Below are 21,287 nucleotides of genomic sequence, written 5' to 3'. Positions count from 1 at the left end.
TGTGCTCCTGTTCGTACTGGTCACGCGCGGGGCAGCCGCGGGATGCTGGTGGTCGGTGCCAAGGCCGGGGGCTCGTCGGCGGCGGACGCCTCGGCGCGCAGTTCCTCGATCCGGGCGGCCAGCCCGGCGACGGTCGGCGTCTCGAACAGGCTGCGCATCGGCAGCCGCACACCGGTGGCCTTGCGCATCGCCGCGATCAGCTGCACCGCGACCAGCGAGTTGCCGCCGAGGGCGAAGAAGTCGTCGTCCACGCCGACGACCGGCACCCCGAGCCCGTCGCGCCAGACCTGCGCGATGACGGCCTCCAGCTCCGTACGCGGGGCCGCCGAGCCGCCCGCGGCGGCGGTCTGCGCCGACACCGCCGGGTCGGTCTCCGACTCCAGGGTCTCGGTGGTGACCCGGGCGGCGCGCCGCCGGATGTCCGCCACCGACCGGGTGGTGATCACCACCTGGGCGCCGAGCCCGGCGGTGAGGCTGCGGCGGAACGCCTCCGCACCGTCCACCGGCCGGATGTCCTCGCTGGGGCCCTCGGCGGCCGCGGGGGCGGCCTCGGCCGGGGCGGCGTCGGCGGCGAGCCCGCCGGTCACCGCCGAGGAGTCCACCCGGCGCAGCACGAAGTCGCTGATCGCGACCAGTTCCCGGCCCCCGGTGTCCAGCAGGGACAGGTCGGCGGAGACCACCTCGTCGGTGCCGCCGTCGCGGTGGCGCAGGTGGCTGAGGAACACCGCCGGCAGCGCCCGCCGCACCACGATCCGCCCGTACGACAGCGGCAGGTAGGTGCCGGAGCCCTGGCCGCGGCCGAACGCGGTCGCCACGTCCAGCAGCGCCGGATGCAGCCCCCACGCGCCCAGGTCCGCGGCGGCCTCGGCGGGCGCCTCGACGCGGGCCAGCTCCTCGCCCTCGGCGAGGTGGTGCTCCCGCAGCGAGTTCCAGCGCGGGCCGAAGGTCAGCATGCTGGTGCGGCCCCGGCCGAAGGACGAGTCGTCGTCGACCCGGCGGGACCGGGCCGCCACGTCGGCGAGGTCCCGGGCCGCCGGCGCCGGCTCGTCGGTCCAGCCGGCCGTGCCGCGTACGTGGGTGCGCAGCTGCCCGGCGGCGAGGCTCTGCACCACGAAGTCGTGCGTGCCGTCCTCGGCCGCGGTCAGCGTGACCCGGTACTGGGCGACCGAGCCGTCCGGGACCGCGAACGGTTCCAGGAACGCCACGTCGCGCAGCTCCACCGCGGCGTCCGGGCCGGGCGCGGGGACCGCGGCGGCCACGGCGGCCCGCACCGACTCCAGGTGGGCGGTGCCCGGCACCACCGGCACCCCGCCGATGCGGTGCTCGTCGAGCAGCCAGTGGGTGGTGGCGGAGACCAGGCCGTGCAGCACCGTGCCCTCCGGGCCGACCACCTTCGTGGTGAGCACCGGGTGGTCGACCGTGGTGGTGACCGTGTCGCGGGTCAGCGCCCGGAAGCCGGCCGGGGCGTTGCTCTCCGCCGCCATGCCGACCTCGGCCCAGCCGCCCCAGTTCTGCGACACCACCGGCGCGTTCCAGCCGGCCCCGGCGCGGGCGTACGCGTCGAGGAAGTTGTTCGCCGCGCAGTAGTCGACCTGGCCGAAGCCGCCGATGACCGCGGTGATCGAGGAGCACAGGACCACGAAGTCCAGCGGCAGCTCGCCGAACACCTGGGCCAGGGCGAGGGTGCCGGCGAGCTTCGGGCCGAGCACCTTCTCCGCCTCGGCCCGGTCCTTGACCTCGGCCATGCCGCCGCCCGGGAGGCCGGCGGCGTGCACGATCCCGTCGATCCCGCCGAACTCGGCCTCGGCCGCCGCCCGCACCCGGCGCAGGTCGGCCGGGTCGGTGACGTCGGCGGAGAGCACCAGCACGGACGCGCCGGCGGCCTCCATCCGGCGGATCGCGGCGATCGCCCGGCCCACCCGGTCGGCCGGGTCGGCGCCGTGCACGGCGAGGTGGTCGTCCCACTGCTCACGCGGCGGCAGGGGCGAGCGGGCCAGCAGCACCAGCTTCGCCCGGGCCCGCCGGGCGAAGTCCTCGGCGAGGGTGATGCCGATGCCGCCGAGGCCGCCGGTGATGACGTACCGGCCGCCCTCGCGCAGCGCGCCGGGCTCCCCCTCGGCGTCGACGGTCACCTGCTCGTAGCCGGTCACCCAGCGGCGCCTGCCGCGCAGCGCCACCTCGGCGTGCTCCGCGTCGACCGGGCGGCGCAGCTCGGCGACGAGGGCGTCCACGCCGGTGGCGGCGGGTTCGGCGTCGAGCAGCCGGACGGTCAGGCCGGGCACCTCGACGGGCAGCACCCGGGCCAGGCCGGTGAGGGTGGCGTGCTCGGGCCGGGTCAGGTCGGGGCCGGTCACGTCGCCGATGCCGGCGGTGACCAGTTCCAGGGTCAGCGCCCCCTCCTCGGCGGTCCGGCCGGCCCCGGCCAGCGCCTGCACCAGGTGCAGCGCGCTGAAGAAGCCGCGGTCCTGCGCGGCCCAGCCGGCGGCGATGTCGGTGCCGACCGGCTCGCCGTCGAGGGCGAAGGCGTGCACCAGCCGCTCCGGCAGGTCGTCGCCGAGCGCGGCGACCAGGGCGTCGTAGTCGTCGCGGACCCCCGGCCGCAGCCGCCAGCCGGTCTCCGTCGCGGCGAAGGCGTCGCCGGCGCGTACCTCGACCGGCTCGGCGCCGGCGGCGCGCAGGGCCGCGACCAGCGCGTCGCCGCGCGGGCCGTCGGCCAGCACCAGGCAGCGGCCCAGCGGCGCGGTACGCGGCTCGGGCGCGGCCTGCCGCCACACCGGCACGGAGAACCACTCGGGCAGCGCCCGCGGGCCGGTGTCGGCCGGCGCGGCGGCGACCTGCTCCACCGGGTCCGGGTCGACCCAGTACCGACGCCGCTCGAACGGGTACGTCGGCAGCGGCACCCGGCGGGCGTCCGGGTCGGAGCCGGGGCGCACGGCGACGCCGGCGCACCACAGCGCCCCGGCGCTGGTCAGCAGGGTGGCCAGGTCGCCGGTCGACTCGCCCGGGCCGGGCAGGCTGCCCAGCGGGACGAGGGCCCGCTGCTGCGGGGAGCCCTTGGCGACCTGCATCCGGGCCAGGTTGGCCAGCTGCCGCCCCGGGCCGCACTCGACCAGCGCCCAGGTGCCCTCGGTGAGCAGGGTGGCCACGCAGTCGCCGAAGCGCACCGGCTGGCGCAGGTGCGCCGCCCAGTACGCCGGGTCGGTGGCCTGCGCGTCGGTGATCCAGGTGCCGGAGACGTTGGACAGGAACGGGATCCGCGGCGCCCGCAGCGGCACCGCCGCCATCAGCGCGGTGAACTCGTCGAGGATCGGGTCCATCATCGGCGAGTGGAAGGCGTGCGAGGTGCGCAGCGCCTTGCTCTTGGCCTTGTGGCTGGTCTTCAGCGTCTCGGCGAACGCGGCGACCGCGTCGGGCTCACCGGCCACGACGCAGGTGCCGGGGCCGTTGACGGTGGCGATGGAGACGCCGTCGGGCAGCAGCCCGGCGACCACCGACTCGTCCAGCGGCACGGCCAGCATCGAACCGGCCGGCAGGGACTGCATGAGCCGGCCCCGGGCGGCCACGACCCGCAGCGCGTCGGGCAGGTCGAGCACCCCGGCGACCGTCGCGGCGACGTACTCGCCGATGGAGTGGCCGGCCATGGCCGCCGGCCGGACGCCGGACCGCTGCCAGTGGCTGGCCAGGGCGTACTCGACGACGAACAGGGCGGGCTGGGTGTAGCGGGTCTGGAGCAGCTTCTCGGCCGCCTCCGGGTCCCGGCCGAGGATCAGGTCCCGGATGTCCAGGCCCAGCTCGGGGCGGAGCAGCTCGGCGCACTCGTCGACCACGGCGGCGAAGCCGGGCTCCTCGGCGTACAGCTGCGCGCCCATGCCCGCGTACTGCGACCCCTGGCCGGAGAAAAGGAGGGCGACCCGGGGGGCGGGGCCGCCGACGACGCCGGCCTGCCGGCGGCGCTTGGTGCGGAGCGCGGCGACCGCGTCGGGCAGGTCGGTGGCGACCACGGCGACCCGGTGCGGGTACTGCTGGCGGCCCACCTGGAGGGTGTACGCGACGTCGGCGAGGTGCGCGGCGCCGCCGTCGGGGTTGCCGGCCAGGTGCTCGGCGAGGCGCTCCACGGCCGTCTCCAGCGCGGTGTCGGTCTTCGCCGAGACGTGCAGCAGCTGCGCCGGGCGCACCCGCCGGTCCGGCCGGTACCCGGCCGGGGCCTCCTCCAGCACCACGTGGGCGTTGGTGCCGCCGATGCCGAAGGAGCTGACGCCGGCCCGGCGGGGCACCCCGTCGGTGTCCCACTTGGTGAGGGCGTTGGCGACGTAGAACGGGGTGTCGGCGAAGTCGATGGCCGGGTTCGGGGTCTCGTAGTTGATGGTCGGCGGGATCAGCCCGTGCTCCATCGCCAGCACCGTCTTGATGACGCTGACGATGCCGGAGGGCTGGCTGAGGTGGCCGATGTTGGACTTGACCGAGCCGATGCCGCACCAGCCCCGGTCGTCGGTGTCCTTCGTGTACACGGCGGACAGGGCGGCGACCTCGATCGGGTCGCCCAGGGCGGTGCCGGTGCCGTGCGCCTCGACGTAGGTGATGCTGCGCGGGTCGATCCCGGCCATCCCGACGGCCTGGGCGATCGCCTCCGTCTGCCCGTCGACGCTGGGGGCGGTGAAGCCGACCTTGCCGGCGCCGTCGTTGTTGATGGCGTTGCCGAGCACCACCGCGCGGATGTGGTCACCGTCGGCGACGGCGTCGGAGAGCCGCTTGAGCAGGGTGACGCCCACGCCGCTGCCCCACACGGTGCCGTTCGCGCCGGCGTCGAACGGCCGGCACCGCCCGTCGGGGGAGGTGAAGCCGTCCATGCCGAGGTAACCGGCGTGCGGCAGCTCGATGTTGACGCCCCCCGCGAGCGCCATGTCGCACTCGCCGTTGCGCAGCGCCTCGACGGCCAGGTGGAACGCGACCAGCGAGGTGGAGCAGGCGGTGTGCACGGTCAGGCTCGGCCCGCGCAGGTCCAGCCGGTACGACACGTTGGTCGCCACGTAGTTGGGCGAGTTGCTGGTGGCGATGGAGACCTGGCTGTGCGGGTTGCCGCCGGCCCGCTTGTTGCGCAGCACGTTCTTCTGCAGGTACATGTTGCCGCCGGTGCCGGCGTACACGCCGACCGCCCCGTCGTAGCGGGCCGGGTCGTAGCCGGCGTCCTGCAGCGCGGTGTAGCAGGCCTCCAGGAACAGCCGGTGCTGCGGGTCGGTGAGCTCGGCCTCGCGGGCGGTCATGCCGAACAGGCCGGCGTCGAACTCGTCGTAGCCGTCGACCAGCGGGGCCTTGCTGACCCAGCCCGGGTCGTCGACCTCCTCGGGGCTGACGCCCCGGGCGAGCTGCTCCTCCCGGGTCAGCTCGGTGACGGACTCGACGCCGTCGACCAGGTTGCGCCAGAACTGCTGCGCGTCGGCCGCGCCGGGCACCCGGGCGGCGAGCCCGACGATCGCGATCGGCTCGATGCCGTCGTCGGCGGGGTTGTCGGTTGCGATCGCGTTGTCCATCAGGTTGTCCTTATCGGGGTGCGCCGCCGGAGGCGGCAGGGTCAACTAGGCTGTGCCGCCGGGGCGGCGGGGTGGGTTACGTCGCGCCCGGTTGCGGCGGGCGGCGGCTCGCAGTGCGGCGCGGGCCAGTTCCGGCCGGTCGGCCGCGCCGTCGAGGTGCGCGGCGAGGGCCCGGACGGTGGGGTGGCGGAACAGGTCGAGCATGGCGATCGACCGGCCGGTGGCGGCGATCAGCCGGGCGTGCACGGCGGCCAGTGCCATGGAGTGCCCGCCGATGTCGAAGAAGTTGTCGGTCACCCCGACACCGTCGCGTTCGAGCACCTCCCGCCAGATGCCGGCGATCAGCTCCTCGGTCTCGGTGAGCGCGTCGGGGCCGGCCGGCAGGACGACCGCGCGGGCGGGCTCGGCGGCGACGGTCATCGCGCCGAGCCGGGCGGTGCGTACGGTCGGCCGGGGCAGCTCCGGGGCGGCCTCGGCGGCCTTCGCCGCCGGGTCGGCGGTCAGCGCGCCGACCAGGCCGGCCAGGTCGGCCAGCAGCGCCTCGATCCGGTCGGCGTCGAACAGGTCGGGGTTGTAGACCACCTCGACGCCGAGCCGGTCGGCCCGCTCGACCACGTAGACCGTGATGTCGAACGGCGAGCCCGGCTTCGGCACCGGCACCGGCTCGGCGGCCAGGCCGGCCAGCGCCAGCCGGGGCTGGACGAAGTTGAGCACGTTGAACAGCACCTGCACCAGCGGCGCCCGGGACGTGTCCCGGCCGACGCCGAGCGCCTCGACGATCCTCTCCAGCGGGGCGCCGGGGTGGCCGGTCACCTCGTGCAGTTCGTCGGCGCAGCGGTCGACCAGCTCGGCGAAGCTCGCCGCGCCGGTGCGCACCCGCACCGGAACGGTGTCGATGAAGAAGCCGACGACGTCGTCGAGGGCGGACAGCCGGCGGTCGGCGACGATCGCGCCGACGACGTGGTCGTCGGCGCCGGTGAGCCGGGTGAGCAGCTCACCGAAGCCGGCCAGCAGCACGGCGGCGACCGTGGTGCCGCGCCGCTCGGCCAGTTCCCGCACCGCCCGGTCCGTCTCCGGGGAGAGGGTGACGGCGGCCTCCGCGCCCGTGTACGTCTGCACGGCCGGGCGGGGCCGGTCCCGGGGCAGGTCCAGCACGATCGGCGCGTCCCGCAGGTGCGCGGCCCACCACTGGAGGTCCTCGGCGCCGCGGCGCCGGTCCCGCTCGGCCCGCCAGACGGCGTAGTCGGCGTACCGGGCCGTCAGGGCGGGCAGCCCGGGCGCCTCGCCTGCGGCGGCCTGCCCGTACGCGGCGGCGAGGTCGTCGTAGAACACGGCCTCGGACCAGCCGTCGAAGACCGCGTGGTGCCAGGTGATCGCCAGCACGTGCGCGGCCGGGCCGACCCGGTAGACGGTGACCTGCCAGGGCGGGCCGGTGGCCAGGTCGAAGGCGTGCCCGGCGCCCGCGGCGAGCATCCGGGCCAGCTCCGCCTCCGGGTCGGCGCCGCCGGTCAGGTCGACCACCGGCACCGCCACGTCGGTCGGCTCCTCGCACACCGCGTACGGCACCCCGGCGGTCTGCGGGATGCGCCAGCGCAGCACGTCGTGCCGTTCCGCCACGGCCCGCAGCGCCGCGCCGAGGGCGGGAACGTCCAGGTCGCCGCGCAGCCGGTGGGCCACCGCGATGTTGTAGGGCGCGCTGGACGGCGCGATCTGGTCGACGAACCACAGCCGCCGCTGCGGCGGGGACAGGGTGGGCGGGTTGCCGGTGGTGAGCCCGTGCTCGGCGTCCGGGGCGGCGGCGGTGATCCGCTCCACCAGCCCGGCCAGGGTGCGCCCGGCGAACACGTCCCGGGTGTCGACGTGCCGGCCCAGCTCGGCCCGCAGCGCGGCGACCAGGCGCATCGCCGCGATGGAGTTCCCGCCGGCGGCGAGGAAGTCGGTGTCCGGGCCGGGGGTCGCCCCGAGCAGCCGGGCCCACGCCCGGGCCACCGCCCGGGTCACGGGATCGCCGTCGACCGGCTCGTCGGCGGCCGGCGCGGGGCGGGCGGCGGCGGCCAGGGCCCGCAGCGCGGGCCGGTCCAGCTTTCCGGTGGTCGGGCTGACGGGCAGCTCGGCCAGGCGCACCGTCCGGGCCGGCCGCATCGCGGCGGTCAGCCGGGACTCGGCGTACGCCGCCAGCGCCGCGTCGTCGGGGGCGTCGGCCGGGGTGAGGAAGGCGACCAGCTCGATGCCGGCGGGCCCGTCGACGGCCTCCACGGCCGCCCGGTCCACGCCCGGGTGCCCGGCCAGCACCGCCTCCACCTCGCCCAGCTCGATCCGCTGGCCCCGGACCTTGACCTGCCGGTCGATCCGGCCGTGGTAGACGATCCGCCCGTCGGGCGCCTGGGTGACCAGGTCGCCGGTGCGGTACAGCCGCTCCCCGGCCAGCCCGGAGAACGGGTCGGGCACGAACCGCTCGGCGGTCAGTCCGGGCCGGTTCAGGTAGCCCTCGGCCAGGCCGGGGCCGCCGACGAGCAGCTCGCCGGTCTCCCCCGGCGGCACGGGCCGCAGGTCGGCGTCGACCACGTACGCCCGGTGGTTGGGCAGTGGGACGCCGATCGGCGCCGGGTCGGTCTCCGTGCCGAGCAGGTCGGCGGCGAGCGCCACGACGGTCACCTCGGTCGGCCCGTACGCGTTGACGAACCGGCGGCCGGGGGCCCAGCGGGCCGCCAGCTCGGCCGGCACCGCCTCGCCGCCGCAGAGCACCGTCCGCCAGGCCGGCACGTCGGCCGGGTCCAGCAGGGCCAGCACCGCCGGGGTGAGCAGGCCCCAGGTCACCTCGTGCGCGGCGATGAACCGCGCCAGCCGCACCGGGTCCGTCCGGTCGTCGGCGCCGGCCAGCTGCACGGCCCCGCCGAGCAGCAGCGGGACGAACAGGTCCAGCACGGCGGCGTCGAAGCCGAACGAGGACGCGCAGAGGCCGCGGACGTCCGCGTCGGCGCCGGTGACCCTCGCCAGGCCGGTCGCGAACTCGACCACGGACCGGTGGCTGACCACGACGCCCTTGGGTCGTCCCGTGGAGCCGGAGGTGAACAGCACGTACGCCGGGTCGCCGGGGCGGGCCGGGCAGGGCCCCAGCGGGGCCGGACCGGGCAGTCCGACCGCCTCGACGCCGGGCACGTCGCCGAACTCGGCCTCGGCCGCGTCGCCGACGACGATCCGCACCCCGGCGTCCTCGGCGATCTCGCGCAGCCGCCGCCGGGGGCCGCCCGGCTCCAGCGGCACGTAGCAGCCGCCCGCGAGCAGGACGCCGAGCAGGGTGACGACCATGTCGGGCCGGCGCTCGCCGCAGACCCCGACCCGGCTCTGCCGGCCGACACCCCGGGCGCGCAGCGCGGCGGCGACGCCGGCGGCCCGCCCGACCAGCTCCCGGTAGGTGAGCCGGTCGTCCCACTGACGCACGGCGACGGCCCCCGGGGTCCGCGCGGCCTGGGCGACGATCAGGTCGGCCAGGGTGGCGTCCGGCCACGGCAGCGGCTCCCCGTGCGCGGCGCTGATGGACAACATGTCGGTCACCCGTGTTCTCCCCGGTAGGTGGCTGGATCGGTGATCTGCAGACGCAGCTCGCTGACGTAGCCGCGGCCCGCCGCGTCGGTCACCCAGGCGTCCGCCGGGGCGGGCAGCAGCTCGCTGACCGTGAGCGTGACGTCCTGGCCGGTCCTCGCGGCGGCGTCGGCCATGGCGCACAGCGACTGGGCGTACAGCGGGCCGGTCAGGTCGACGTAGCAGGGCTTGACCTCGGTGCCGAGCTTGACGAAGACCCGCTCGGGCAGGTTCAGCCGCTGCCGCCAGCGGCGCACCGCGAGGTACCGCTCGGACTCGCTGCTCAGCCCGGCCAGCCCGCTCTCGGCGACCGTGGTCCGCCAGGTGCGCCGGGCGACGACCAGCCGGTCGATGGTGATCCGCGGGGTGGTCGGGGCGGGGGCCAGCAGCTTGAAGCTGTCCAGCAGCAGGGCGCCGAGCAGGTAGGCGAAGATCTCGACCAGCGGCCACCGGGCCCCGTCGGGCAGCACCGCGGTCAGCCGGCCCTCGACGTCCGCCACGCGTACGGCGGTGGCCGCGACGAGCTGCTCCACGTCGGCGCCCCGGGCGGTGTCGATGCCGAGCTGGCGGTCTTCCGGCTCCCGGGAGTGCCAGGTGGTGCGGGTGGTCTGCCGGGGGAAGCCCTCGGGGTAGAGCACCCGCATCCGGGCCGGCCCGAGGTCGGCGTCGAGGGCGGCACGCAGCGCTCGCGGGTCGGGGTGGAACGGGGCGAACACGGCGCTGTCGAACGGCGTCATCGCCGGGTGCAGCTCGCCGAGGACCAGTTGGAACTCGCCCCGGTTGAGCGCGTCGACGCTGGCCGCGCCGAGCTGCACGTCCGGGCTGTGCACGCGGGCGCTCGGCCAGCCGGGCGCGTCGGCAGGGAACAGCTCGGCGGCCCGGCCGGCCAGGTCGGCGCTGCGCAGCCGCAGCTCGGGCTGGTCGGCGGCGACGGCGGCGAGCCCGAACAGCTCCGCCCACCGGGCGGTGAACCGGGCGCCGGCGGCCGCGACCGGGCCGTCCGGGGCGAGCAGCAGCCCCTGGGACAGGAACCAGACGTCGGCCAGCCGCACGGGCCCGTCAGCGGACAGCTCGGCGTACAGGTCGGCGAGGATCCGCTCGCACCCGGCGCCGACCTCGGCGGTGAGCCAGCGGGCCGCCCGCAGCACGATGGCCAGCGGGTCGGCCAGCGCGTCGAGCACCGCCGAGCCCACCGCCAGCTCCACCCCGCGGGTGGTCTCCTCGTAGAGCACGGTGCGGCCGGTGTACATCTGCCCGCCGTGGCGGGTGGCCGGCCGGCCGGTGACGGCGGTGAACTCGGCGTTGAGCGCGGCCAGCGCGGCGCCCAGCCGGTCGGGGTCGCCGGCGGCGGCCGCCACGGCGTCCCGGGCGGCCCGGAGCCGGTCGAAGCCGGCGGCCACCTCGGCGCGCACCGTCTCCTCGCCGATCGCGGCGATCCGCTCGGCGAGCACCCGCTCCGCGCGCGGGCTGTTGGGCAGGCCGGCGTCCCACGTCAGCAGGCCCCGCTCGACCAGCCGGTCCAGCAGCAGGAACCCGTCGGCGGTGCCGCGCAGGCCGGTGTCGCCGTCGGCGCGGACCCGCTCCACCAGCTCCTGGGCGGGGGTACGGCCGTCGCAGCCGGCCAGCAACCGGGCCTCCAGCACGGACAGCTCGACGGGCGGGTGCAGCGGCCGGCGCAGCCGGCGGCCCTCGACGGTGAGGTGGGGCGGCAGCGCCGGGGCCCACCAGCGGCGCACCGCCAGGTCGTCGGCGAGCCGGTCGGCGTACGCCATGAGCGCCCACGCCTCGAAGTGGACCTGACGGCGGTCGACCAGGTCGGGCCCGGCAGCCAGCCGGGTCGCCGGGCTGTCCGGGTCGAACACGCCCCAGCAGACCGGCCCGAAGAACCCGATGGTCTCGGCCTTGCCGCAGTATCGCTGCCAGTAGCGCAGCACGGCGATCTCCCGCTTGCGGCGGGGCTTGTTCCGGGCGGCCGGGTCGGTGCGCAGCAGCCCGTCGAGGGCGACCAGCATGTCGGGGTTCTGCCAGGTGACCGCCTCGCGCAGCAGCGGGTCGGCGCAGATCTCCCCGAGCGCGGCCGACGAGCGGGCGAAGGCGGCGGTGAGCGTCTTGTCGTACACCTCGGCGGCGACCTCGCCGGCCAGCAGGCCGTCGGCGGCGGTCGCGGCCTCCGGCGCGGCGAACCGGTCGAGGCCCGCGGCGGGGAAGCCGGCCGTGCGCAGCAGCACGTCCCGCCACACCGACCAGCCGGTGTCGCCCAGCGGCAGCAGGTGGCTCACCGGTCGGCCCGCCATTCCTCGTCGACGATGTGCAGCCGCAGCTCGCTGAAGTAGCGCCGGCCGGTGCCGTCGGGCACCCAGGCCTGCCCGGGTGTCGGCAGCATCTCGCTGACGACCAGCGACACCCCGTCCCCGCCGTCGCCGCGGGCCGCCCGGACCATCGCGCAGAACATCGCCGCGTACGCGGGGCTGCTCAGGTCGACGAAGCAGGGCTTGGTCTCGGTGCCGAGCTTGACGTACACCTGCTCGGGCAGGCCCAGCTCGCGCCGCCAGCGGCGGACGGCGAGGAACCGGTCCCGCTCGACGGTGACGTCGGCCAGGCCGCACTCCCCCACCGTGGTACGCCAGGTCTGCCGCGCCACCACCAGCCGGTCCAGGGTGATCCGGGGCGTGTACGGGGCGGCGGCGACCAGCTTGAACCCGTCGACCGCGTGGGCGGCGAGCAGTCCGGAGAAAACCTCGGTCAGCGGCCACCGCTGCCCGTCCCGGGCGGTGGCCACGAGCCGGCCGTCGGCGTCGTCGACGGTGACGTCGACGGTCGGCAGGACCCGGTCCGGGTCGGCGCCCGGCGCCGGCAGGAAGGCCAGCTGAAGGTCCGTCGGGCCGGTGAGCGCCTCGGCGGTGCGGCTGGTGCGCCGGGGCCAGTCGGCGGGGAACAGCAGCCGCACCCGCCGCTCGCCCAGGTCGTCGGCGAGCCCCGCGCGCAGCCGCTCGACGTCGGGGTGCGACGGGGTGAACACCTGGCAGTCGAACGACGGCCAGCCGGCGTGCAGCTCGCCGAGCACGACCGTGTAGTCACCACGCGTCAGCGCGTCCACGTCGGGGGCGCAGATCTGCAGGTCCGGGCTGTGCAGCCGGCCGCCGGACCAGTCGGTGGGACCGGTCGGGAAGGCCGCGGCGACCCGCTCGGCCAGCTCGGCGACCGGCAGCCGCACCTCGGTGGCGCCGGCGGGCAGGTCGGCCAGGCCGAACAGGCCCGCCCAGCGGGCGGCGAACTCGGCGGCGACGCCGTCGACGGGCCGCTCGCCGGTGCCCCAGAACATGCCCTGGGCGAGGAACCACAGGTCGGCCAGCGAGACCGGGCCGTCCCCGGCCTCGGCGCGCAGCTCGTCGTACAGCTCGCGGAACGCGGCGCCGTACGCCTCCTCCAGCGCGCCGGCCAGCCACCGGGCGGCCCGCAGCAGCACCGCGAGGGGGGCGGCCAGCTCGGCCAGCAGCGGGGCGCCGAAGACGATGTCGAGGTCCCGGCTGGTGTCCTCGTAGCAGAGGGTGCGGCCGGCGTACATCTGGCCCTCGCGGCGGCGGGGCGGCTGGCCGGTCAGCTCGGTGAAGGTCGCGTCGAGCCGGTCGAGCGCGGCGCGCAGCCGCTCCGGGTCGCCGGCCGCGGCGGCCACCTCGTCCCGGGCGGCGCGCAGCCGGTCGAACCCGGCCCGCGCGGCCCGCCGGACGGGCTCGTCTGCGATGCCGTCGATCCGGGCCGCCAGCACGTCCTCGGCGTCCGGGCTGACCGGCAGGGCCGCGTCCCAGGTGATCAGCTCCCGCTCGACCAGCCGCTCCAGCAGGGCGTACCCGTCCTCGGGCCGGCGCAGCCCGACGGCGGGGTCGGCGACCAGGTCGCGGGCCGGGCGGTGGCCGTCGGCGGCGGCGAGCAGGGCCGCCTCGACCGGGGTGAGCGTGACCGGCGGGCGGCCGGGCCGCAGCACGGACCGGTCCCGCAGGCTCAGGTGGGGCTGGAGCATCGGCGGCCACCACTGCCGCACCGCCAGGTCGGCGCCGATCGTGTCGGCGTACGCGGACAGCGCCCACGACTCGAACCACACCCAGCGTCGGCGGGTCAGCCCGGCGCCGGTGCGCACCCGGGCGGTCTCGGCCTGGTCGGGGTCGATGGTGACCCAGCAGCTCGGCCCGAAGAAGCCGACCGTCTCGTTCTTGCCGCAGTAGCGCTGCCAGTACTTGAGCAGGGCCCGCTCGCGGTCGCGGCGGCGCACGTTGCGCGGCGCGTCGGCGCCGCCGCGGGCCAGCCCGTCGAGGGCGAGCAGGGCGTTGCGGTTCTGCCAGGTGACGGCCTCGCGCAGCAGCGGGTCGGCGGCCAGGGCGGAGAGCCGACCGGCGGCGGCGGTCACCGCCTCGGTGAACTCCTTGTCGAACCGTTCGGCGCCCTCACCGGTGGCGAGCAGCTCGTCGGCGGCGGCCGCGGCCTGCGGGGCGCTGAGCGCGGTGAGCCCGTCGGCCGGAAACCCGGTCCCACGCAGGATGGCATCACGCCACACCGACCAGCCGGTGTCGCCCAGCGGGACCCGGTGCCCGCCCGGCCCGGGCGTGTTGATCAAGAGGTTTGCGTCAGACGAGTGCGTTTCCCCGACGCAAACCTCTTGATCAACGGAAACAGGCGACCCGTCGGACGCCAGGGCGGCGGCGAGGTCGGCGCGGATCGCGGCGGCCACCTCGGGGAGCTGGTCGTGCAGGAAGAAGTGTCCGCCGTCGATGTCGTGCAGGGCGAACCCGGCGGCGGTGTGCCGCCCCCAGGCCGCGCTCTGCGCGCGGCTGACCGCCCGGTCCTGCCGGCCGCTGAAGACCACGATCGGCAGCGGCAGCGGCTCGCCGGGGACGTACCGGTAGCTGTCGACGCGGCCGAAGTCGGCGCGCAGCAGCGGCAGCAGCAGCTCCACCAGCTCCGGGTGGTTCAGCACCTCGGCGGGCAGCCCGCCGCCCTCGCCGAGCCGGCGCAGCAGCTCGTCGTCGTCCACCGTGGACAGCCCGTCGAAGAGGCTCTTGTCGTCGACGTGGGGGGCGCGGGCGCCGCCGACGTACAGCCGCAGCGGCAGCTGCCGCCCGAGCCGGCGCAGCTCGCGGACGACCTCGAACCCGACGCGCCCGCCCATCGAGTGCCCGTAGATGGCGTACGGACGGTCGGCCCGGTCGGCGATCGCGGCGGCGACGTCGGCAACGGTGAAGTTCGGGTCCTCGCCGATCCGGTTCTCCCGGCCGGGCAGCTGCACCGGCAGCACCTCGACGTCGGTGCCGAGCTCCCGCTGCCAGTGCCGGAACACGCTCGCCCCGCCCCCGGCGTACGGAAGGCAGAACAACCGCACCGGCGCCTCGGGGCACTTTCCGGCGGAGACGAACCAGTTCACCGCAGACCTCTCTGGTGGGGGTCGATCCAGTACCGCTGGCGCTGGAACGGATAGGTGGGCAGCCCGGTGCGCCGGAAGCCGCCCTCGGGATGCAGGGCCGCCCAGTCGACGTCCCGGCCGGCCACCCAGTCGGCGGCCAGGTCCCGCAGCTCGCCGGGCGGGCCGGCGATCCGCTCGCCGCCCTCCAGCAGGGCGTCCAGCCTTGCGAGGGCCTCGGCGAGGTCGGCGGCGACGACGGCCGCCCGGCAGCCGAACTCCCGGCGGCCGAGCGCGAGGGTGGCGGCCACCTCGGCCAGCGCCGGGGCGGCACCCGCCAGGTGCCGGCGCAGCCGGGCCAGCGCCGCCCGCAGCGCCGCCGGGGTGCGCGCCGACACCGGCAGCAGGTGGGCCGCGGCGTCCGGGGCGTCGACCGGCTCCGCCGGCGGCGGCTGCTCGACCACCACGTGCGCGTTCGTCCCGCCGAGCCCGAACGAGCTGACCCCGGCCACCCGCCGGGCGCCCTCGGGCCAGTCCCGGGCCTTCGTCGGCACGTAGAACGGGCCGGCGTCGAGGTCGATCTCCGGGTGCGGCCGGGTGAAGTGCAGGTTGGGCGGGATGACGCCGTGCTGCACGGCGAGCACCGCCTTGATCAGCCCGGCGATGCCGGCGGCGGCGTCGAGGTGGCCGATGTTGGTCTTCACCGACCCCAGCGCGCAGGACTCGGCGGGCGCCGCGCCCTCGTACACCTCGTGCAGGGCCGCGACCTCCAGGGCGTCGCCCAGCGGGGTGCCGCTGCCGTGCGCCTCGATGAACCGGACCTCGCCGGGGTCCACCTCGGCGGCGGCGAGCGCGCCGGCCACGGCGGCGGCCTGCCCGGCCGGGCCGGGCACCGCGAAGCCGGCCCGGTCGGCGCCGTCGTTGGTGACCGCCCAGCCGGGCAGGATCGCGTAGATCCGGTCCCCGTCGGCCTGCGCGTCGGCGAGCCGGCGCAGCGCCACCACCCCGACGCCCGAGCCGAAGCCGGAGCCGTTGGCGGCCTCGTCGAACGCGCGGCACCGCCCGTCCGGGGAGGCCAGCCCGCCCGGGGTGTGCCGGTACCGGGGCCAGGTCACGTTGACCCCGCCGGCCAGGGCGATGTCGCACTGGTAGTCGGCGAGGCTCTGCGCGGCGACGCAGACGGCGGTCAGGGAACTGGAGCAGGCCGTCTGCACGGACATGGCCGGGCCGGTGAGCCCGAGCCGGTACGCGACCTGGCCGGGCAGGTGGTCGGTGGCCTGCCGGCCGACCAGCCGGGCCTCCCAGTCGTCCGGGTCGACGTCGCCGACCACGGCCGGGTTGTCCATGAGGTGGAACAGGAAGTACCGGTTGGCGGAGGCCGCCGCGTAGACGCCGACCAGCCCGGGGAACCGGGACGGGTCGTGCCCGGCGTCCTCCAGGGCCTCCCACGCGGTCTCCAGGAACAGCCGGTGCTGCGGGTCGGTGCGGGCGGCCTCCTGCTCGCCGAAGGCGAAGAACTCGGCGTCGAAGCCGGCCACGTCGTCGAGCCGGCCGGCGGCCCGCACGTGCCGGGGGTCGGCGAGCAGCCGGGGGCCGATGCCCAGGGCAACCAGTTCCTCCTGGGTGTGGTCGTGGATCGCGTCCACGCCGGCCAGCAGGTTCCACCAGAACGTCGCCACGTCGGGGGCGCCGGGGAAGCGGCCGGCGAGGCCGACCACGGCGATCTCGTCGCCGGTGTACTCGCGGGCGGCGGTGGCGGGGGCGGCCGGGGCCGGCCCGACCGGGGCGCGCTGGGCCACCGGCGGGGCGTCGACCAGGCGGGCCTGCGCGGCGACCGTGGGGTTCTCGAACAGCCGCACCATCGGCAGCCGCACGCCGAACCGGTCGGCGAGCCGCTGCTGCACCACGCCGAGCAGCAGCGACTGCCCGCCGACGTCGAAGAAGCTGGCCGTGCGGGCGACCGCCGGACGGCCCAGCACCGCGCACCAGATGTCGTGCACGGCCCGCTCGGTCGCGGTGGCCGGCTCCTCCCCCGGCGCCACCTCGGGGGCCGGGTCGGGCAACGCCCGCTCGTCGACCTTGCCGGTGACGGTGAGCGGGAACTCGTCGACCACCACGACGGCCCGGGGCAGGGCGTACTCCGGCAGCCGCCGGGCGAGGGCGACGCGCAGGGCCGCCGGGTCGAGCGCCCCGCCGGCCGGCCGGGCGTACGCGAGCAGCTCGCCGTCGCGGGCGATGGCGCGTACGGCCCCGACGCCGGGCTGCGCGGCGAGGACGGCCTCGATCTCGGTCAGCTCGACGCGGAACCCGCGCACCTTGACCTGGCGGTCCAGCCGGCCGAGGCAGACCAGTTCGCCGCCGGGCAGCCGCGCGCCGAGGTCCCCGGTCCGGTACGACCAGACCCCGTCGGCCTCCCGGGCGAACCGGTCGTCGGCGCGGTCGAGGTAGCCGGGGGCGACGTGCCGGCCGCGGACCACGATCTCGCCGGTGTCGCCGGCGAGGTCCACCTCGTACCCGGGCAGCGCGGTGCCGATCGGCAGCGGGCCGGTGGCGGCCGGGTCGGCGTCGGCCAGCGGCACCGCGTACCGGGCGGCGAACGTCATCTCGGTGGCGCCGTAGCCGTTGACCAGCACCCAGTCGGGGCCGAACCGGTCGCGGCCCCGGGCGGCGTCGGCGAACGTGGCCTGCTCCCCGCCGAGCAGCACCACCCGGACGGTGTCCAGCCGCGCCTCGCCGAGGGCGTCGAGCAGGAACCGGTAGACGGTCGGGGTGGAGTGGTAGACGGTGACCCCGTGCCGCACGAGCAGGTCGAGGGCGTGGGCGAGCCCGTGCCGGCGCAGGTCGACCGGGATGGCGGCGGCGCCGGTGAGCAGGGCCGGGTACAGGTCGGGGATGGCCGCGTCGAAACTGAACGAGGCGAGCAGGCTGAGCCGGTCGTCCGGGCCGATGGACAGGGCGGCGATCTGGTTGTCGACGACGTGCGCGAGGTTGCGGTGGGTCTGCCCGACCGCCTTCGGCACGCCCGTCGAGCCGGAGGTGAACAGCACGTACGCCAGCGCGTCCGGGTCCACCGGGACGGGGCGCAGCGGCGCCGGGGGCACCTGGTCGAGCACGACGACGTCGGCGCCGGGACGGTCGACGGTCAGCCGGTCGGCCAGCTCGCGGTGTTCCGGGGCGGCCAGCACGGTCCGCGCGTCGGCGGCGGCGACCATGTGGCGCAGCCGGTCGACCGGGAACCCGGGGTCCAGTGGCACGTACGCGCAGCCGGCGGCGAGGGTGCCGAGGATCGCCGCGACCGTGGGCGCACCGTGCGGCGTCAGCAGGGCGACCCGGTCACCGGGGCGGACGCCGGCGGCGGCGAGCAGGGCGGCGTGTCCCCCGGCGGCGGAGGCGAGTTCCGCGTAGCCGACCGCGGGGCCCGCGCCGAGCAGGGCCGGTCGGTGCGGAATCGTGGCCGCCAGGTCGGCGAACCGATGGATGATCGTGTGCGTCGCCATGTCAGGGGAGGGGATACGCCACACCGCCGGCCGGCACCCGACATCCGTCTAACGTGTTCACGATCCCCCCCAGGACTTCACAATGGATGCAGCATAGGGCTGGATCCCTGGCTGGGAAGATCGTCGATCAAAGGTCGGGCCGAAGAGCCGAACGACCCCTCCGACGTCGGACGGCGAAAATCGTCCGATCATCCCCCTAGCGCCTAGAGGAGTTTCAACCTAGGGCGCTACCGTCAAGTAAGTTTTCCGGTGAAAGTGCCCAACGGCCGGGGTTTTTCCTATGTAGCCGGTGTTGAACGGCAGCTCAGGAAGGACTCTGCCCGGCGGGCGCGTCAGCCATCGTACGGTGGCGGGTCCGCCCCGCCGGCGCCGGTCTCACCGCGCGGCATCCGGGCCACCAGCTGCCGGAACTCCTGCACGGTGACCGCCGCGCGCAGCGTCGCGAACACCGCCTCCGTCCCGTCCCGGGCGGTCGCCGCGTCGACCCCCGCCCGCGCCCCGACCCGGGCCAGGAAGTCGTCGTCGGCGGCACCGGCCGGGCCGGCGGGCTCCGCCGGGTCGACCAGGTAGCCGCCGACCCGCTCGGGCAGCGGCCGGCCGTCCTCTCCCGACGAATGGCCGCCGACCCGCTCGGGCAGCGGCCGGCCGTCCTCTCCCGACGGGTCGCCGTCGACCCGCTCGGCCATCGTCCGCAGCACCGCCCCGGTCACCGCGGCGGCCTGGGCCACGGTGATGCCGGCCCGCCGGGACACCGCGTCGACGAAGCGGGGAAACAGCACCCGTCCTCCCGTCCTCACACCGGCCCGGCGCTTACCCGACGCCGGCACCGGCAAACGGCCGGCTCGCCGGAGCGGTGCCGGCTGGACGCGGCGCCTTCCCGCGGGCCCGGCCGAGCCGCCGGCCGACGGCGGATAGCGTGGGCGCATGGCGAACCCGACCCGCTGGGCCACCGACACCGGCCCGGAGCACTCGCAGTGGTACATCGACCGGTTCCGGCGGCTGGCGGCCGAGGGCGCCGACCTGGCCGGCGAGGCCCGGCTGCTGGACGCGCTGGTCGCCCCGGGCTCGCGGATCCTCGACGCGGGCTGCGGCACCGGGCGGGTCGGCGCCGTCCTCGCCGCCCGTGGTCACACGGTCGTGGGGGTGGACGCCGACCCGGCGCTGGTCGAGGCGGCCCGCGCCGACCACCCGGGCGCACGCTGGCTGGTCGGCGACCTGGCCGAGCTGGACCTCGCGGCGGCCGGCGAGCCCGAGCCGTTCGACGCGGCCGTGGTGGCCGGCAACGTGATGGCGTTCGTCGCACCCGGCACGGAGCGGCAGGTGCTCCGTCGCGTCGCCGCCCACCTGCGCCCCGACGGCGTGGTGGCGGTCGGGTTCGGCACCGACCGGGGCTACCCGCTCACCGACTTCGACGCCGACGCGGTGGCCGCCGGGCTACGTCTGGACCACCGCTTCGCCACCTGGGATCTGCGCCCGTGGCGGGACGACGCCGACTTCGCCGTCACCGTCCTGCGCCGCCCGGCCGCCGGCTGAGCGCAGCGGTGGGCCCGTCTGCCCGGCCGCCACGGTCACCCGCGACCGTTCAGCCGGGGGTGGCGACCGCCCGGGCGGCGGCCGGATCGAGCGGACTACCGGCGGGCACCAGGCTCACCAGGCCGGCGGGCAGCCGGACGGGCCGCACGTTCCGGTAACCGAGCATGCCGAGCACCTCGACGTCGGCCAACGCGTACCGCCGGCCGAGGTCGGTGACCACGGAGACCGTGCCACCGGTGGCCCCCGGTGCGGCGGACGACTCGACCACCGCGCCGCGCCCCGGCTCGACGACGACGTGGTCGGCCAGCGCCGCGCCGCCGGCCGCCACGCCCGTGCCGCGGGGACTGCCGGACAGGTCGGGCACGGCGGCGCCCAGCCGGACCTCGCGCACCCCGCCGTCGTCGCCGACCCGGGCGCAGAGCGCCCCGCCGTCCGGGGCGGCCAGCCGGGGCGGGCCGGGCGGCGGGGCGGCCGGCCCGGTGGGCGCCAGGTCGGGCAACTTGGGCAGGGCGGCGAACCGGCCGAGGGTCATCGTCTCCGGCTCGCCCTGGCCGGTGCGGGCGAGCAGCAGGCCGGCCTGCAACTCGGTGATGCCGGCGAGACCCCCGGCCAGGGCGACCGCGTACTGCCGGCCGCCACCGGAGTTGCGCACGAGGAAGACCTCGCCGATCACCGCGCCGGACACCCGCGCCGAGGGGCGCCCGAGGTCGGGCAGGTCCAGCGGGGCGAGGTCGGCGCCGGCCGGAAAGCTGTCGACCAGGGCCGACGCGGCCGGCACCGCGCGCTGCCGGGTGGCCGCCAGCGCCGCGAGCACCCGGCCCGGGTCGCGCAGCAGGTGGCGTCGACCGTGCCAGACCAGGTGCAGGCTGCCGTCGGGGTGCCGCAGCAGGAACCCGTCGTCGCCCGGGTCGCGTCCGCCGGTCGCGGCCACCCCGATCAGCAGCGCCGACCGGGGTACGGATCGCCCGCCCTCGCCCGTGACGACGGAGCAGACCGTCCACGGCGCGGTCGACAGGCGGCCCCGGTCCGGCAGCGAGTCCGGCGCGTCGGCGATGCCCAGCGGCAGCCCGCGCGGCACCCCCTCGATCGAGCGGCGGGAGACCAGCACGGTCCGCGGCTGCTCGGCGCCGATGATCAGCAGCGCGGAGGCGTAGTTGAGCACCGGGTGCAGGCTGCCGTCCCGGTAGACGAACCGGGCGCCGGACTCCTTCTCCACGATCACCGCGCCGGGATCGCGCCACTTGGTGCCGCCGCCGGCGAACAGCCCGTACAGGGCGAAGCCGCCGAGGGCGATCGCGGCGACCAGCACGCTGGCCAGCCCCGCCCCGGCGAGCCGGCGGAACGGCGACCGGGCCGGGTCGGTCTCCCGCATCACCAGGGCGGCGACGGCCCGCTGGACGGTGAACTGGTACGAGTGCAACTGGTCCTGCCGCGACGGCATGCGGTCCCCTCCGACGGATCGGTCGGGGCACAGGATAGGCGTTCCGTCGATCCCCGGGAGACCCTCCGTCACCACCCCAGCCCACCCCACCCCCACCCCCACCCCCGCTCCCGTCCCGCCCCCGGTCCCGCCCCGATGATCATGGGGTTGACGGCGAAATTGATCGCCGAACGGACCGCCAACTCCATGATCAACCGGGTGGGACGGGGCGGCGCGCGGCCGGGATGCCCCGGACCGCAGCGGGATGCGTACCGGGTGCGCGGTGTTCCGGCGTCCGGGCCGGCGCGGGCGGTAACATCCGCACGGACCCGGCCCGA

Annotated in this window: 8 protein-coding genes; 1 reads left to right on the top strand and 7 read right to left on the bottom strand. The window is 76.8% G+C overall.

All coding sequences use genetic code 11. The annotated features are described in order from the left end of the window. Nucleotides 1–20: 20 nt before the first annotated feature. From ACGFIZ_RS11095 to ACGFIZ_RS11070, 6 genes are all read right to left on the bottom strand, one after another. Entirely contained in the window at nt 21–5,528 is a 5,508-nt protein-coding gene (locus tag ACGFIZ_RS11095; protein WP_393418070.1) for an SDR family NAD(P)-dependent oxidoreductase, read from the bottom strand. Nucleotides 5,529–5,573: 45 nt separating this feature from the next. Further along, nucleotides 5,574–9,074 carry an amino acid adenylation domain-containing protein gene (locus ACGFIZ_RS11090; protein WP_393418272.1) on the bottom strand — a complete coding sequence of 1,167 codons (3,501 nt, stop codon included), beginning with the start codon at nt 9,072–9,074 and terminating at the stop codon, nt 5,574–5,576. Nucleotides 9,075–9,079: 5 nt separating this feature from the next. Continuing rightward, the gene (locus tag ACGFIZ_RS11085) at nt 9,080–11,404 is read right to left on the bottom strand and encodes a lantibiotic dehydratase (protein ID WP_393418068.1); all 2,325 of its coding nucleotides are present in this window, start codon (nt 11,402–11,404) and stop codon (nt 9,080–9,082) included. After that, entirely contained in the window at nt 11,386–14,523 is a 3,138-nt protein-coding gene (locus ACGFIZ_RS11080; protein ID WP_393418066.1) for a thioesterase domain-containing protein, read from the bottom strand. The genes ACGFIZ_RS11085 and ACGFIZ_RS11080 overlap by 19 nt, the downstream gene beginning before the upstream one ends. Beyond that, nucleotides 14,520–17,996, bottom strand: coding sequence for an AMP-binding protein (locus tag ACGFIZ_RS11075; RefSeq protein ID WP_393418064.1), 3,477 nt, complete (start codon nt 17,994–17,996; stop codon nt 14,520–14,522). Before ACGFIZ_RS11075 ends, ACGFIZ_RS11080 begins: the two co-directional genes overlap by 4 nt. 332 nt (nt 17,997–18,328) lie before the next feature. Continuing rightward, entirely contained in the window at nt 18,329–18,775 is a 447-nt protein-coding gene (locus ACGFIZ_RS11070) for a DUF2267 domain-containing protein (RefSeq protein ID WP_393418062.1), read from the bottom strand. A 145-nt stretch (nt 18,776–18,920) separates the two neighbouring features. On the opposite strand from ACGFIZ_RS11070, the gene ACGFIZ_RS11065 reads away from it, so the two are divergent. Then, on the top strand, nt 18,921–19,529 hold the full coding sequence (locus ACGFIZ_RS11065; protein WP_393418060.1) for a class I SAM-dependent methyltransferase: 609 nt from the start codon (nt 18,921–18,923) through the stop codon (nt 19,527–19,529). Between the two features lie 49 nt (nt 19,530–19,578). Here ACGFIZ_RS11065 and eccB read toward each other — a convergent pair whose 3' ends face one another. Beyond that, the gene (gene eccB, locus ACGFIZ_RS11060) at nt 19,579–20,970 is read right to left on the bottom strand and encodes a type VII secretion protein EccB (protein ID WP_393418058.1); all 1,392 of its coding nucleotides are present in this window, start codon (nt 20,968–20,970) and stop codon (nt 19,579–19,581) included. Nucleotides 20,971–21,287 lie beyond the last annotated feature (317 nt).

The organism is Micromonospora sp. NPDC048830 (assembly GCF_043198215.1).
GTDB lineage: Bacteria > Actinomycetota > Actinomycetes > Mycobacteriales > Micromonosporaceae > Micromonospora.
The sequence above is the reverse complement of the archived record's forward strand: the minus strand, read 5'-3'. Positions and strand labels throughout refer to the sequence as shown.

What these genes read in the sequence shown, in the direction of transcription:
- ACGFIZ_RS11090 (WP_393418272.1), bottom strand. Translation starts at nt 9,074, where the DNA reads ATGTTGTCCATCAGCGCCGCGCACGGGGAGCCGCTGCCGTGGCCGGAC.
- ACGFIZ_RS11085 (WP_393418068.1), bottom strand. Translation starts at nt 11,404, where the DNA reads ATGGCGGGCCGACCGGTGAGCCACCTGCTGCCGCTGGGCGACACCGGC.
- ACGFIZ_RS11065 (WP_393418060.1), top strand. Translation starts at nt 18,921, where the DNA reads ATGGCGAACCCGACCCGCTGGGCCACCGACACCGGCCCGGAGCACTCG.
- ACGFIZ_RS11095 (WP_393418070.1), bottom strand. Translation starts at nt 5,528, where the DNA reads ATGGACAACGCGATCGCAACCGACAACCCCGCCGACGACGGCATCGAG.
- eccB (WP_393418058.1), bottom strand. Translation starts at nt 20,970, where the DNA reads ATGCCGTCGCGGCAGGACCAGTTGCACTCGTACCAGTTCACCGTCCAG.
- ACGFIZ_RS11075 (WP_393418064.1), bottom strand. Translation starts at nt 17,996, where the DNA reads ATGGCGACGCACACGATCATCCATCGGTTCGCCGACCTGGCGGCCACG.